Here is a 13,373-nt window from a genome sequence, read left to right as displayed (position 1 = left end):
TCTTGCGGTGCCCGCGTACTTCAGCGCTGGCTGGTGAGGCGTCGCTGCGCCGGCAGGCAGCCGTTGATGTCGACGGCCTTCTGGTAGTAGGTAAGGCGCTGGCCCGGGTCGATGGTGCCCAGCAGGCGGTAGACCTCGGCCTGGAAGTCACGCTGGCGCCCCCACTGCATGTTCAGCCCCTGGGGCTGCTGGCGATTGCATTCCAGGCGCACCGCCGGCTGCGGGTAATAGGGGGCGTACAGGGTGTTGTTCAGCGGTATGCGTTCCAGCGCCTGGCGGTAGTCGGCGCTGTCGCTGAAGGCCGGGCACCAGGTGGTGATGCCCAGGGCGGCCGGGGCGAAGCCCTGGCGAATGCTGGCTTCGAGCAGCGGGCAGGCGGACCTGGCGATGTCGTTCTGCGGCAGGTAGGTGATGTAGAACAGCGCCAGGCGGTACTGCGCCACCGGGTGGTCGAGTTCGGCCGCCTTGCGCAGCAGCGCCACCGCCGGTTCCAGGATGCGCCCCAGCGCCTCGACCTCGCCGATCAGCTCCTGGTCGCCGGGCTCGGGGGTCAGTGGCAGGGCACGGCTGCGTGCATCGGCCTGCTCCAGAAACGGCAGGGCCTGGCGGTACAGCAGGTCGGCGTGGGGGTCGATGCGCACCTCATCGGCCAGGGCCAGGGCGGGCAGCAGACAGAGCAGGCTGATGTAGCGACAGGCAGAAAACACGTTAACGTTCCATCCGCGAAAAAAGGGCAGCGCTGGTCATGTCGGTATCCGGCTATCCATGGTTGGGTGGGGCTCCTGGGTCGGCATTCTAGCGGTTGGCGGCACCGGGGCAAACAGCCGTTGCTCCATGAAGTCGATGAATACCCGCAGCTTGGGCGACATCTGTCGCCCCGATGGCCACAACAGGTACAGACAACCGCCGTGGTCCAGGTGTTCATCCAGTACCGTCACCAATTCGCCGCGTTCCAGTTGCTGGGTGATGGTGAAGTCCGGCAGGCAGGCGATACCGTGGCCGCGCATGGCAAAGCAGATGCGTGTTTCCAGGTGGTTGCACACCATCGACACCGGCACCTCGTGGTCGGCGCCGTTGTCGGCGCGGCGCAGTGGCCAGCGCTGGAGTTTGCCGGTGGTCAGGAAGCGGTAGTGCAGCCCGGCGTGACGGGCCAGCTCGCTGGGATGGCGCGGTGTGCCGTGCTCGGCGAAGTAGGCCGGCGAGCCCACCAGCACATGCCGGAAGTCGCCCAGGCGGCGGGCATTGAGACGCGAATCGGAGGGTTCGCCGGCGCGCAGTACCACGTCGAAACCTTCGCCGACGATATCCACCATGCGGTCGCTGAAGTCCAGGTCCAGTTCGATCTGCGGGTACTGCCCGATGAAGTCGCTGAGCAGCGGCACGATCATGCTGCTGACCTGGGGCAGGCTCACCCGCAGCTTGCCGCGCGGGGCCTGGCTGGCCTGGGACAGCTCGGCTTCGGTGGCTTCGATTTCGGCCAGGATGCGCCGGCTGCGCTCCAGAAACAGCGCGCCCTCGGCAGTGAGGGTGATGCTGCGGGTGCTGCGGTGGAACAGGCGTACCGCCAGCCGGCTCTCCAGCCGTGCCACGCGCTTGCCCACCGCCGAGGCGCTGACCCCCAGGGCCTTGCCGGCGGCCACGAAACTGCGGGTTTCGGCCACTTTCACAAACACCACGAAGCCGCTGAGGCTGTCCATGGTCGTTCTCCGATTGCGGACAGGTGTGTCCGGATTGTGCGGAATTCTACCCGTCTTTTTCCGCAGTGGCGGGAAGGATTACCGTGCAGTTACTTTTTTATTTCAGGAGTTTGCACCATGTCCCAGAGCAGTTGCCCGGCCCAGGCCGCAGCAGGGGTGGAGGCCGAACCGGCGTTCCCGTTGTCCGGCCTGCTGGCGTTGTCGATGGCCGGTTTCATCGCGATTCTCACCGAGACCCTGCCGGCCGGCCTGCTGGGGCACATCGCCAGCGGCCTGCAGGTCAGCGAGGCGATGGCCGGGCAACTGGTCACGGCCTATGCGCTGGGCTCGCTGCTGGCGGCGATCCCGCTGGTGACCCTGACCCAGGGCTGGCGCCGACGCAGGGTGCTGATGCTGGCGGTGCTCGGCTTCGGCGTGTTCAACACGGTGACGGCGGTGTCCGAGCACTACAGCCTGACCCTGGCGGCGCGCTTCATGTGCGGGGTGGCGGCCGGCCTGGCGTGGGGCGTGATCGCCGGGTACGCACGGCGCATGGTCAGCGTGAGCCAGCAGGGCCGGGCGATGGCGGTGGCCATGATCGGCGCGCCCCTGGCGCTGTCGCTGGGGGTGCCGGCGGGCACCTGGCTGGGCGACCTGCTGGGCTGGCGCAGCACCTTCGTGCTGGTGTCGCTGGCGACCCTGGTGCTGATGGGCTGGGTGCTGCTCAGCGTGCCGGACTTCGACGGCCTGCCGGCCGGCAGGCGTGCCGCCATCGGTCAGGTGCTGACCACCCCCGGGGTGAGCGCGGTGCTGGCGGTGATCTTCACCTGGGTGCTGGCGCACAACGTGCTGTACACCTACATCGTGCCGTTTCTGCAGGCCGGCGGCATGGCCGGCAGCACCGGCCCGGTACTGCTGCTGTTCGGCTGCGCCGCGCTGGTGGGGATTGGCGTGGTGGGCGTGCTGATCGACCGCCACCTGCGCCGGCTGGTGCTGGGCAGCCTGGTCGGTTTCGGCGTGGCGTCGGTGCTGCTGGGCCTGGCTACCGGTGCGCCGCTGCTGGTGTACTTCAGTGTGGCGCTGTGGGGCCTGAGCTTCGGCGGCGCCGGCACCCTGCTGCAGACCGCCAGTGCCGATGCGGCGGGCGAGGGCGCGGACGTGGCGCAGTCGATGATCGTCACCGTGTGGAACCTGGCCATCGCCGTGGCCGGGCTGGTGGGCGGCGTGCTGCTGAGCCACTGGGGCGTGCAGAGTTTCCCGTGGCTGCTGCTGGCGCTGGTGGGGCTGGCGTTGACCCTGACCCTGCGTTCGCACCGGCACGGTTTTCCGCTGGGGCGGCGCAATGCCGGGTAAGCCCGGCACTATCAGGTAGAATCGGCGCATTGACAGGGGTACGAGGTTGCAGCGGTGGAGGTTCAACAGGGCTTTGTCCTGACCCGGCACTGGCGGGATACGCCAGAGGGCACATGCGTGGAGTTCTGGCTGGCGACCGACCAGGGCCCGCGCCAGTTGCGCCTGCCCGTGCAGACGTCGGTGGCGTTCGTCGCCGCCACCCAGCGTGCCCATGTCGAGGCGGTGCTGCGCACCGAACGCGACGTCGAGCTGCGCGAGCTGGCGCTGTGCGACTTCCGCCACCGACCGGTGCTGGGCCTGTACTGCCGCCAGCATCGCCAGCTGATGCAGCTGGAAAAACGCCTGCGCGCCGCGGGCGTCGACCTGCTGGAAGCCGACATCCGCCCGCCCGAGCGCTACCTGATGGAGCGCTTCATCACTGCCCCGGTGACGTTCAGCGGCCGCCCCGATGCCGACGGCCTGCTGCTCGACGCCCAGCTCAAGCCGGCCCCGGACTACCGGCCGAACCTGCGCCTGGTGTCGCTGGACATCGAGACCACCGAGCGCGGCGAGCTGTATTCGATTGCCCTGGAAGGTTGTGGCCAGCGCCAGGTGTACATGCTCGGCCCGGCCAACGGCGACGCCAGTGGCGTGGACTTCGACCTGGAGTACTGCGCCAGCCGTGCCCAGCTGCTGGAGCGCCTGAACGACTGGATGGCCCGGCACGACCCCGACGCGATCATCGGCTGGAACCTGGTGCAGTTCGACCTGCGCGTGCTGCACGCCCATGCCCAGCAGTTGCAGGTGCCGCTGCGCCTGGGGCGCGGCGGCGAGGTGATGGAATGGCGCGAGCACGGCAGCCGCACGCACTTTTTTGCCGCCGCTGCAGGGCGCCTGATCATCGACGGCATCGAGGCGCTGCGGTCGGCGACCTGGAGCTTCCCCTCGTTCAGCCTGGAGAACGTCGCCCAGACCCTGCTCGGCGAAGGCAAGGCCATCGATACGCCGTACCAGCGCATGGACGAAATCAACCGCATGTTCGCCGAGGACAAGCCGGCCCTGGCGCGCTACAACCTCAAGGACTGCGAGCTGGTCACGCGCATCTTCGCCAGGACCGAGCTGCTGACCTTTCTGCTCGAACGCGCCACGGTCACCGGCCTGCCGGCCGACCGCAGCGGCGGTTCGGTGGCGGCGTTCTGTCACCTGTACATACCGCTGATGCACCGCCAGGGCTTCGTCGCCCCAAGCCTGGGCGGGCGCCCGGACGAGGCCAGCCCCGGCGGCTTCGTGATGGATTCGCGCCCCGGCCTGTACGAGTCGGTGCTGGTGCTGGACTACAAGAGCCTGTACCCGTCGATCATCCGCACCTTTCTGATCGACCCCATCGGCCTGGTCGAGGGCCTGCGCGAGCCGGATGACGAACACTCGGTGCCGGGTTTTCGCGGCGCACGCTTCTCGCGCACCCGGCATTGCCTGCCGGCCATCGTCGAGCGCGTGTGGCAGGGCCGCGAGCAGGCCAAGCGCGAGCACAATGCGCCGCTGTCGCAGGCGCTGAAGATCATCATGAACGCCTTCTACGGGGTGCTTGGTTCCAGTGGCTGCCGCTTTTTCGACCCGCGCCTGGCGTCGTCGATCACAATGCGCGGGCACGCGATCATGCGCCGTACCCGCGAGCTGATCGAGGCCCAGGGCTACACGGTGATCTACGGCGATACCGACTCGACCTTCGTGTGGCTCAAGCGGGCCCATGACGAGGCGCAGGCCGGGGAGATCGGGCGTGCCCTGGTGCAGCAGGTCAACCAGTGGTGGCGCGAGCACCTGCGCGATGAGTACGGCCTGGACAGTGCGCTGGAGCTGCAGTACGAAACCCACTACAAGCGCTTTCTGATGCCCACCATCCGCGGTGCCGAGGAGGGCAGCAAGAAGCGCTATGCGGGCCTGGTGCACCGCGAGGGCGGGCCCGACGAGATGGTCTACAAGGGCCTGGAGGCCGTGCGTACCGACTGGTCGCCGCTGGCCCAGCACTTTCAGCAGGAGCTGTACCAGCGCATTTTCGAGCGCAGGCCGCACCAGGCCTATGTGAAGGACTACGTGCAGCGCACCCTGGCCGGGGAGCTGGACGATCAGCTGGTCTACCGCAAGCGCCTGCGCCGGCCCCTGGACGACTACCAGCGCAACGTGCCGCCGCATGTGCGGGCGGCGCGCATGGCCGACGAGTTCAACGACAGCCAGGGGCGGCCACGCCAGTACCAGAATGGCGGGTGGATCAGCTACGTGATGACCCTGGCCGGGCCCGAGCCTTTGGAAAACCGGCGCAACGGCATCGACTACGAGCATTACCTGACCCGGCAACTGCAGCCGGTGGCCGATGCGATACTGCCGTTTGTGGGGGATGACTTCAGCACCCTGATCGATCGGCAGATGGGGTTGTTCTGATGGGGCTGTTGCGCCCCTGCACACCACCATTGAGCGAACCTGCAGGAGCCGGCCTGGCCGGCGAAGGGGCCAGTAGCCCGACACATCCCTGACCTTCAGCTATCCTCTGCACATGCACAGCTACCCTTGAAACCGAAAGTTACTTTTGTAAACGTCCACACACGCGGGCAGTCGTTTAGGCTCGCTCGGATCTTTCGCTTTGATCTGTAGTCTTTGGTGCATGGAAACAAGAAGGAGATGCACATGCTTGTTCGGTCACTGACCTTCGCCACCCTGCTGGCAGTCGCCAGCCCGCTGCTCGCCGATGACGCGCCCCTGGCCGTTGACCTGGGCAAGTCCAGACCCCTGATCGTGATTGCCCCCAGCACCGCCGACCCGACCTTGCGCACCTTGAACGAGGCCCTCAAGGACCCGGCGACCAAGAGCAAGTTCGAGGAGCGCAACCTGGTGCTCTACAGTGTGGCGGGCATGGTCGGCAAGCGTGACGACAAGAACCTCGAGCAGCAGACCACCATGGCGCTGATTCGCGAACTCAGCCTGGGCGCGCGCAAGGGCACCCAGGTGGTACTGGTGGGCAAGGACGGCGAGAAGCACATCATCGAGCATGACGGCACGGTGGAGCCGGAGCAGATCTTCGCGGCGGTCGACCAGTTGCCGGCCAGTGAAAAGGCCATTGTGGCGCCGACGGTCGCAGCGCCCGCCGCCGAGCCTGCGCCAGAGGGCAAGCCGGGCAAGCATGCCAAACCGGCCAAGCCCGCCAAGCCGGCTGCGCCGCCCAAGCCGCTGGAAGACTGAGACCACCCTTCGCCGGCAAGGCCGGCGCCTACAGGTTCAGCGCTACGCCTGTAGGCGTCGGCCTTGCCGGCCAGGCACTTCAGTCGCCCAGCCGCTTCTCCATGAACACCCGCCGAAACCCCGCCTGCTCGGCCCTGTGGGTTTCGCGATAACCCAGCCGCTCATACAGCCCCAGGTTTTCGCTCATCGCTTCATTGGTGTACAGCCGCACCACCTCCAGCCCCAGCTGCCGGGCCCGCGCTTCGGCATGCGCCATCAGTTGTCGCCCCAGCCCGCGGCCCTGAGCGGCCGGGCTTACCGCGACATTGTCGAGCAACAGGCCATCGGCCTGGGCGATCAGCACCAGCACACCGAGCACCTGACCTTGCTCTTCGAACACCTCGACCCGACCCTGGGCGATCAGCGCGGCGTAATCCTCCAGCATCGGCCCCGGCCTGGCACCGATGCGTGGAATGTACAGCGCATAGGCAGCCTCGATCAGTGCCTGTACAGGTGCAACGTCGTGGGCGGTGGCGGGGCGGATCATCGGCAGGCTCCTGGTGGGTGGCAGCAAGCGCCTACCTTAAATCAAGGCGTTGTCGCAGGGCAGCATTGCTTTCACGGCAAAACATCAACATGATAATGAGACAAATTACCATTCGTGTCGGATTTGCCCAGCGTGCCCACGCCTTCAGACCCCAACGCCCTGTTCACCGCGCTCTACAGCGACAACTACCGCTGGCTGCGCGGCTGGCTGTATCGCCAGTTGCACTGCCCGCAGGATGCCGCCGACCTGACCCAGGACACGTTCGTGCGCGCTCTGGGCTCGCAGCAGTTGCCACAGCTGGAGCAGCCCCGGGCCTTCCTGGCCACCGTGGCGCGCCATCTGCTGCGTAACCTGTGGCGCCGCCGTAGCCTGGAGCGCGCCTACCTGGAGCAGCTGGCTTTGCTGCCCGACAGCTTCAGCCCCTCTGAAGAAGACCTGGCCCTGGTGCGCGAGGCCATCGAGAGCATCGACCGTCTGCTGGCGGGCCTGCCGCTGCGGGTGCGCCAGGCGTTCGTGCTGCATCGTCTGGAAGGCCTGTCGCAGCCGGCAATAGCCGAGCAACTGGGCGTGTCGCTGGCGACGGTGGAGCGCGATCTGCGCCGCGCCTTTGTGCATTGCCTGAGCGTGGTGGGCCCATGAGCGTGCCCAAGGTAGATTCGGCCACCCAGGCGGCGGTCGACTGGTTGCTGCGGCTGGAGTCGGTACCGCCCGGCGATGCGCGGCATCAGGCCTTCGAAGCCTGGCTGTCGGCCAGCCCGTCCAACCGCCACGCCTGGCAGCGGGTCAATGCACTGCTCAGCCAGCCGCTGGCCAGCCTCGAAGAAGCCGAGGCGCGCAGCCCCGGCCAGCGCCAGGCCGCCAGTCGCAGCTTGCTGGCGGCGCCCGTGCACGGCCGGCGCAAGGTGCTGGGTGGCGGCCTGGCGATGCTGCTGCTGGGGCTGGGTGCAGGCGGCATCGCCAACCGTCTGACACCGCTCGAAGGCCTGTTTGCCGATCTGCACAGTGCCACGGGTGAGCGCAAGCGCGTGACCCTGGCCGATGGCAGCGAACTGTTGCTCAACGCGCGCAGCGCCGTGGACATTCGCTTCGACGCTGCGCAGCGCCGTGTGCTGATACGTGAAGGTGAGGTGCTGGTAAGGGTGGCGGCCGATGCCGCGAGGCCCTTCGTGATTGCCACGGCGCACGGCGAGGCGCGTGCCTTGGGTACGCAGTTCCTGGTGCGCCAGAGCCGTGACCACAGCCTGGTGGCAGTGCAGCAGCACAGCGTGCGACTGACCACCCGTGGGGGCGCCAGCAGCGTTGTCGAAGAGGGCCAGGCGGCGCGTTTCGATGCGCAGGGTATCCACCCCGAAGCAGTGTCGCTGCGCAGCCGCGCCGACTGGCAGAGCGGGCAACTGGTGGTACACGACGAGCCCTTGGGCGAGGTGGTCGAAGTGCTGCGCCGCTATCGTCCGGGGCTGCTGCGCACAAGCCCGCAGGCGGCGCAGGTGCGGGTGTTCGGGGTGTTCAGCCTGGATGACAGCGATGCCACCCTGCACGCATTGGCCGAGACCTTGCCGATTCGCCTGGAGCAGTACGGCGGCTGGCTGACCCGAATAGAGGCGCGCTGATTTTTTTGCACCCGGTGTGAGGGGGTTGGCGTTTTCGTCGGTCTTGCTCGTTGAATGCCAACCTACAACGAGCACCTTGCCACCATGTCACACATGACTTTCCGCCCAGGGCTGCTGGCCCTGGCCATCGCCCTTGGCCCGCTGTCGACGATGCCTGCGCAGGCCGACAACGCCATCGCGGCCAGCAGTGTCGTGCACCGTTTCGACCTGCCGGCCGGGCCGCTGGGCGAGACGCTCAGCCGTATCTCTCGCGAAGGCGGGCACACCCTGTCGGTAAGCCCGGCGCTGCTGGAGGGCAAGCGTGCCGCTGCGGTACGCGGTAATTTCACTGCCGAACAGGCCGCGCGCCAGGCGCTGACCGGCACTGGCCTGGGGCTGGGCAGCACCCGCGGCGGCACCTGGAGCCTGTACCCGTTGAGCGATGGCGCCGCGCTCAACCTGGCGCCCACCGCCATCGATGGCCGCAGCCTGGAAGACGCGCGCGGCCCGGTGGAAGGTTACGTGGCCACCCGCAGCGCCACGGCCACCAAGACCGACACGCCGATCCTCGAAATCCCCCAGGCAGTCAACGTGGTCACCGCCGCCCAAGTGCAGACCCAGGGCGCTCGCAACCTGACCCAGGCGTTGCGCTATACGCCGGGGCTGAGTACCAACGGCTACACCGACCGCAACACCATCGCCGACGAGATCGGCAGCCGCGGCTTTGCGCCGACCCTGCTGTACCTGGATGGCGCCTACCTGCCGTATGCCGGCAGCCTGGGCGGCGCGCCGCAGATCGACCCCTACCTGCTTGAACGCATCGAAGTGCTCAAGGGCCCGGCTTCGGTGCTGTACGGCCAGAACCAGCCGGGCGGCATGATCAACCTGGTGTCCAAGCGCCCGGGCACCGAGGACCATCATCAGGTCAAGCTCAGCTATGGCAGCTATGACCGGGTCAAGGGTGCCTTCGATGTGGGCGGTGCGCTGGACGCCGACAAGACCCTGAGCTACCGCCTGGTGGGCCTGGCCAAGAGCGGCAACGAGCAGGTCGAGCATGCCGACGAGTCGCGCACGTTGATCGCGCCGAGCCTGACCTGGGCGCCAAACGAGCAGACCGAGTTCACCGCCTACGCGCAGATCCAGCGCGACAAGGGCGCGGCGGACTATCAGGCGCTGCCGGTCATCGGCACGCTGTATCGCAACAGCCGCGGCCAGCATATCGACCGCGACGTGTTCCTGGGCGACAGCGACTGGAACGCCTACACCCGCGACCAGCAGGTGTTCGGCTACGACCTGTCGCACGTGTTCAACGACAACCTGAAGTTTCGTCAGAGTGCACGCTACATCGACGTCAACGATCGCTACCGCGGCTTCTACCTGAACCGCTTCGTCACCGATGCCAACGGCGTGGTCGACGATACCCGCGCCACCCGCACCAAGCTGGACTGGCGCCAGCACAACACCACCTACAGCATCGATAACAACCTGGAGGGCACGTTCAGCACCGGGGCGCTGGAGCACACCTTGCTGGGCGGCGTGGACTACCGCAAGTTCACCCGTCGCTACCAGGGCTACAACCTCTACAACGCCGAGATCATCGACCTGTACAACCCCACCAACTACCACACCGACGGCGTGCCGACCCTGACCACCAAGTGGGACAACACGGTGAAGCAGACCGGCCTGTACGTGCAGGACCAGATCCGCTTCGACCGCTTCATCCTGACCCTGGGCGGGCGCCAGGACTGGGCCGAGGTCGAGAACCGCGACCTGCTGGCGCAAAGCCCGGCAGAGCGCAAGGTGCCGCAGAAGGACAAGAAGTTCACCAAGCGAGTGGGCCTGACCTACGTCACCGAGTTCGGCCTGGCGCCCTATGTGAGCTATGCCGAATCGTTCATGCCGTCGGTGGGCAAGAGCTCACCGGCGCGTGGTGCCAGTTCGTTCAAGCCGATCGAGGGCGAGCAGTATGAAGTGGGGGTCAAGTACCAGCCGCAGGACAACACCCTGATCACGGCGTCGGTGTACCAGATCAAGCAGAAGAACGTGCTGACCACCGACCGCGACGACCCGATGTACCAGACCCAGGATGGCGAGATTCGCTCGCGCGGTATCGAACTGGAGGCCAAGAGCAGCGTGGGGCAGGTGGACCTGCTGCTGGCGCTGTCGTACCTGGATTCGTTCCGCACCAAGAGCGCCGACGGCGACGAGGGCAACCGCAACGCGGCGCAGGCACCGTGGTCGGCCAGCAGTTGGGTGGCCTGGCATTTCGACGACAGCCTGGCCGGGCTGACAGTAGGGGCAGGGGCCAGGTACACCGGCAAGAACTACGGGGACTCGGCGAACACCTTCAAGACACCGTCGTTCGTGGTGTATGACGCAACGATCAACTACGACCTGGCGCAGCTGGGGTTGAAAGGCCTGCAGGCGAGCCTGAACGTGCAGAATCTGTTCGACCGGGAGTATGTGTCGACGTGCGTATATGCGTTTGGCTGCTATTACGGTCAGGAGCGTACGGCGGCGCTTGAGTTGACCTACGACTGGTAAAAGCTTCGCGGGTCAAGCCCGCTCTTGCAGGGTGGCGGTGATCACTTTGGGAGCGGGCTTGAACCTCGATGGGCTGCGCAGCAGCCCTGATGCCCAGCACACAACCCGCTGCTGCCACACTGTTGCCTGGTCAGCAGCCGCTGTTCGAATAATTCATAAAATTCATATAATTCAACTACATAAAGCATTGGCACGCTGCTTGCGATAGTCCGCTTACCCTGACTTATCGGAACCCCCGCCATGCCTGCCCCTACCGCCTATCTACCCCTTGCCCTGGCCATTGCCGCCACGTTGCACGGCGCCGCTGCGCTTGCCGCCGCACCGCCCGCCGACGCCTTGCCCACCGTCACCGTGACCGCGCAGAAGCGCGAAGAGTCGGTACAGGACGTACCCTCGGCGATCTCGGTGGTCAGTGACCGCCAGATCGACCGCAGCGGCGGCGGCTTCAGTGCCGGCAAGGCCCTGCAGAACGTGCCCAACGCCATCGCCCCCGAGTTCGCCGGGCACCAGCGCCCGCGCTGGTACATCCGCGGCATGGGCTCGGGCGACATGGCCTCGACCACCGTGTACCCGGTGGGCATCTATACCGATGACGTGTACATCGACCCGCACGTGGCCACCGGTTTCCCGCTCTACGACATGGAGCGCGTCGAGGTGCTGCGCGGCCCGCAAGGCACGCTGTGGCGCAAGAACACCACCGGTGGCGCGATCAACTTCGTGTCGCGCAAGCCAAGCTTCGAAGACGGCGCCAACGGCTACTTCAAGCTCGACCTGGGCAACTACAATTCGCGCCTGTACGAAGGTGCCTACGGCGATACCCTGGTCAAGGACCGCCTGGCCGCGCGGGTGGCGTTCATCGACCAGAGCAGCGACGGCCAGCTCAAGAACGAGGTCGATGGCCACACTGCCGGCGACATCCACGACCAGGCCCTGCGCCTGCAACTGCTGGCCCAGGTCAACGACGACCTGCAGGCCACCCTGCAGCTGCACGCCCGTGACTACAAGGGGCAAGGTATCGTGGCCCGCGCCTGGGGTGCCGGGCCGGGCGGCAGCACGCTGTTCGGGCCCGCGCCCAAGCCTGCCTCCGACAAGGTCGCCTTCACCGGCAAGGCCGATGACCGCATCGAGCACAACGGCCTGCAACTGGCGCTCAAGTGGGACCTGGGCGAGCTGCAGCTGGACTCGATCACCGCCTTCGACGACGTGCACGAAAAGGCCCAGAGCCCGAACATGAGCATCTACGAGTTCGGCCGTGGCTATAACGACGACCGCTGGAAGCAGGTATCGCAGGAGCTGCGCCTGTCGTCGGCGAAGAACCAGCCGGTGAGCTGGATCGTCGGCACCCACCTGTTCCACGAACAGCTCGACAGCCACAACAGCAATGCGCTGTTCCCCGAAGCCTACAACCAGGCCTTCGGCGTGGCCGACTTCGGGCGTACCGACATCGACCAGAAGACCGACAGCTTCGCGCTGTTCGGCAGCAGCACCTGGCAGGCCACCGACGACCTGAGCTTCACCGCCGGCCTGCGCTGGACCCGCGAAACCAAGGACATCGACCTGCGCCGGGTGGCCGCGCCGGATGCTGCCAGTGTCGACTTCAGCAACCGCAACGACTGGTGGAAGCATTACAGCGGGCCGCTGGCGACCACGGTGGTGCAGGACGAGAAACGCACCTGGAACAAGCTGACCTACGACTTCACCCCCGAATACCAGCTCAACGACAACGCGCGGGTGTACTTTCGTTATGCCAAGGGCTTTCGTTCCGGCGGCTTCAGCGGCGGGGCGCAGGTGCAGGCCGAGGCCTCGGTGGTGGCCCCGGAGAACGTCGACGCCTACGAACTGGGGGTCAAGAGCGAGTGGTTCGACGAGCGCCTGATCGCCAATGCCAACGTGTTCTACTACGACTATTCGGACATCCAGGTGAACGCGGTGTCGGTGCGCAACGGGCAGGTGGTGTCGTTGCTGACCAACAGCGGCCAGGGCGTGATACGCGGTGCCGAGTTCGAGTTGCAGGCGCTGCCCTTGGCCAACCTGGAACTGCATGGCTCGCTGGGGCTGCTGCATACCGAGTTGCAGGACTTCGAGTCGGGGGGTGTGGACTACTCGGGCAACCGCATTGCACGTTCGCCGTCGCGCACGCTGGCGGTGGGGGGCAGTTATCGCATTGCGCTGGAGAACGGCGACGACATCACCCTGGGCACCGACTGGCGCTACCAGAGCCGGATCTTCTTTCTGCCCACCGCGCAGGCCGACCACAGCGTGTCGCAGGGTGGCTACACATTGGGCAATGCCAGCGCCACGTACCATGTGGGCGGGCAGTATGACCTGGACTTCACCGCCTACGTGAACAACCTCACCGACAAGCAGTACAAGACCGACAGCGTGCCGCTGCCGTTCGATGTGGCGTGGGATGCGCGGGGGGATCGCAGGACGTTCGGGGTGAGTGCCACGACGCGGTTCTGAGGTCGCTCTTGC

10 protein-coding genes are annotated in these 13,373 nt (G+C 66.6%); 7 read left to right on the top strand and 3 right to left on the bottom strand.

Going from position 1 to position 13,373, the window contains the following annotated elements; translation table 11 throughout:
- Positions 1–20: 20 nt before the first annotated feature.
- Both DN387_RS18935 and DN387_RS18930 read right to left on the bottom strand, forming a co-directional pair.
- A complete protein-coding gene (locus tag DN387_RS18935; protein ID WP_043860192.1) occupies positions 21–707 on the bottom strand; it encodes a hypothetical protein in 687 nt (228 codons plus the stop codon).
- A 36-nt stretch (positions 708–743) separates the two neighbouring features.
- Entirely contained in the window at positions 744–1,697 is a 954-nt protein-coding gene (locus DN387_RS18930) for a LysR family transcriptional regulator (RefSeq protein WP_080922829.1), read from the bottom strand.
- Positions 1,698–1,814: 117 nt separating this feature from the next.
- Between DN387_RS18930 and DN387_RS18925 the strand changes: the two genes are divergently transcribed.
- The 3 genes from DN387_RS18925 (at position 1,815) to DN387_RS18915 (ending at position 6,239) form a co-directional block, all read left to right on the top strand.
- Positions 1,815–3,029: an MFS transporter gene (locus tag DN387_RS18925; protein WP_054916069.1), complete on the top strand. Its 1,215-nt coding sequence runs from the start codon at positions 1,815–1,817 to the stop codon at positions 3,027–3,029.
- A gap of 54 nt (positions 3,030–3,083) precedes the next feature.
- Positions 3,084–5,444, top strand: a complete 2,361-nt coding sequence (locus tag DN387_RS18920) for a DNA polymerase II (protein WP_054916068.1) — start codon at positions 3,084–3,086, stop codon at positions 5,442–5,444.
- Positions 5,445–5,687: 243 nt separating this feature from the next.
- Positions 5,688–6,239 carry a DUF4174 domain-containing protein gene (locus DN387_RS18915; protein WP_043860195.1) on the top strand — a complete coding sequence of 184 codons (552 nt, stop codon included), beginning with the start codon at positions 5,688–5,690 and terminating at the stop codon, positions 6,237–6,239.
- A gap of 79 nt (positions 6,240–6,318) precedes the next feature.
- On the opposite strand, the gene DN387_RS18910 is transcribed toward DN387_RS18915, so the two are convergent.
- Complete coding sequence (locus DN387_RS18910) at positions 6,319–6,765, bottom strand: GNAT family N-acetyltransferase (protein WP_043860196.1); 447 nt, start codon at positions 6,763–6,765, stop codon at positions 6,319–6,321.
- 132 nt (positions 6,766–6,897) lie between these two features.
- On the opposite strand from DN387_RS18910, the gene DN387_RS18905 reads away from it, so the two are divergent.
- The 4 genes from DN387_RS18905 (at position 6,898) to DN387_RS18890 (ending at position 13,361) form a co-directional block, all read left to right on the top strand.
- Positions 6,898–7,404: a sigma-70 family RNA polymerase sigma factor gene (locus DN387_RS18905; RefSeq protein WP_043860201.1), complete on the top strand. Its 507-nt coding sequence runs from the start codon at positions 6,898–6,900 to the stop codon at positions 7,402–7,404.
- Entirely contained in the window at positions 7,401–8,375 is a 975-nt protein-coding gene (locus DN387_RS18900; protein WP_054916066.1) for a FecR domain-containing protein, read from the top strand. Before DN387_RS18905 ends, DN387_RS18900 begins: the two co-directional genes overlap by 4 nt.
- An 84-nt stretch (positions 8,376–8,459) precedes the next feature.
- Positions 8,460–10,898, top strand: a complete 2,439-nt coding sequence (locus DN387_RS18895) for a TonB-dependent siderophore receptor (RefSeq protein ID WP_054916132.1) — start codon at positions 8,460–8,462, stop codon at positions 10,896–10,898.
- Positions 10,899–11,138: 240 nt separating this feature from the next.
- A complete protein-coding gene (locus tag DN387_RS18890; RefSeq protein WP_236171662.1) occupies positions 11,139–13,361 on the top strand; it encodes a TonB-dependent receptor in 2,223 nt (740 codons plus the stop codon).
- Positions 13,362–13,373 lie beyond the last annotated feature (12 nt).

This window comes from Pseudomonas sp. FBF18, from assembly GCF_024261405.1.
GTDB lineage: Bacteria > Pseudomonadota > Gammaproteobacteria > Pseudomonadales > Pseudomonadaceae > Aquipseudomonas > Aquipseudomonas palmensis.
This window is presented reverse-complemented; position numbering and strand designations above follow the sequence as displayed.

Coding starts and splice junctions, on each gene's coding strand:
- DN387_RS18925 (WP_054916069.1), top strand. CDS start 1,815: ATGTCCCAGAGCAGTTGCCCGGCCCAGGCCGCAGCAGGGGTGGAGGCC.
- DN387_RS18930 (WP_080922829.1), bottom strand. CDS start 1,697: ATGGACAGCCTCAGCGGCTTCGTGGTGTTTGTGAAAGTGGCCGAAACC.
- DN387_RS18910 (WP_043860196.1), bottom strand. CDS start 6,765: ATGATCCGCCCCGCCACCGCCCACGACGTTGCACCTGTACAGGCACTG.
- DN387_RS18895 (WP_054916132.1), top strand. CDS start 8,460: ATGTCACACATGACTTTCCGCCCAGGGCTGCTGGCCCTGGCCATCGCC.
- DN387_RS18890 (WP_236171662.1), top strand. CDS start 11,139: ATGCCTGCCCCTACCGCCTATCTACCCCTTGCCCTGGCCATTGCCGCC.
- DN387_RS18900 (WP_054916066.1), top strand. CDS start 7,401: ATGAGCGTGCCCAAGGTAGATTCGGCCACCCAGGCGGCGGTCGACTGG.
- DN387_RS18915 (WP_043860195.1), top strand. CDS start 5,688: ATGCTTGTTCGGTCACTGACCTTCGCCACCCTGCTGGCAGTCGCCAGC.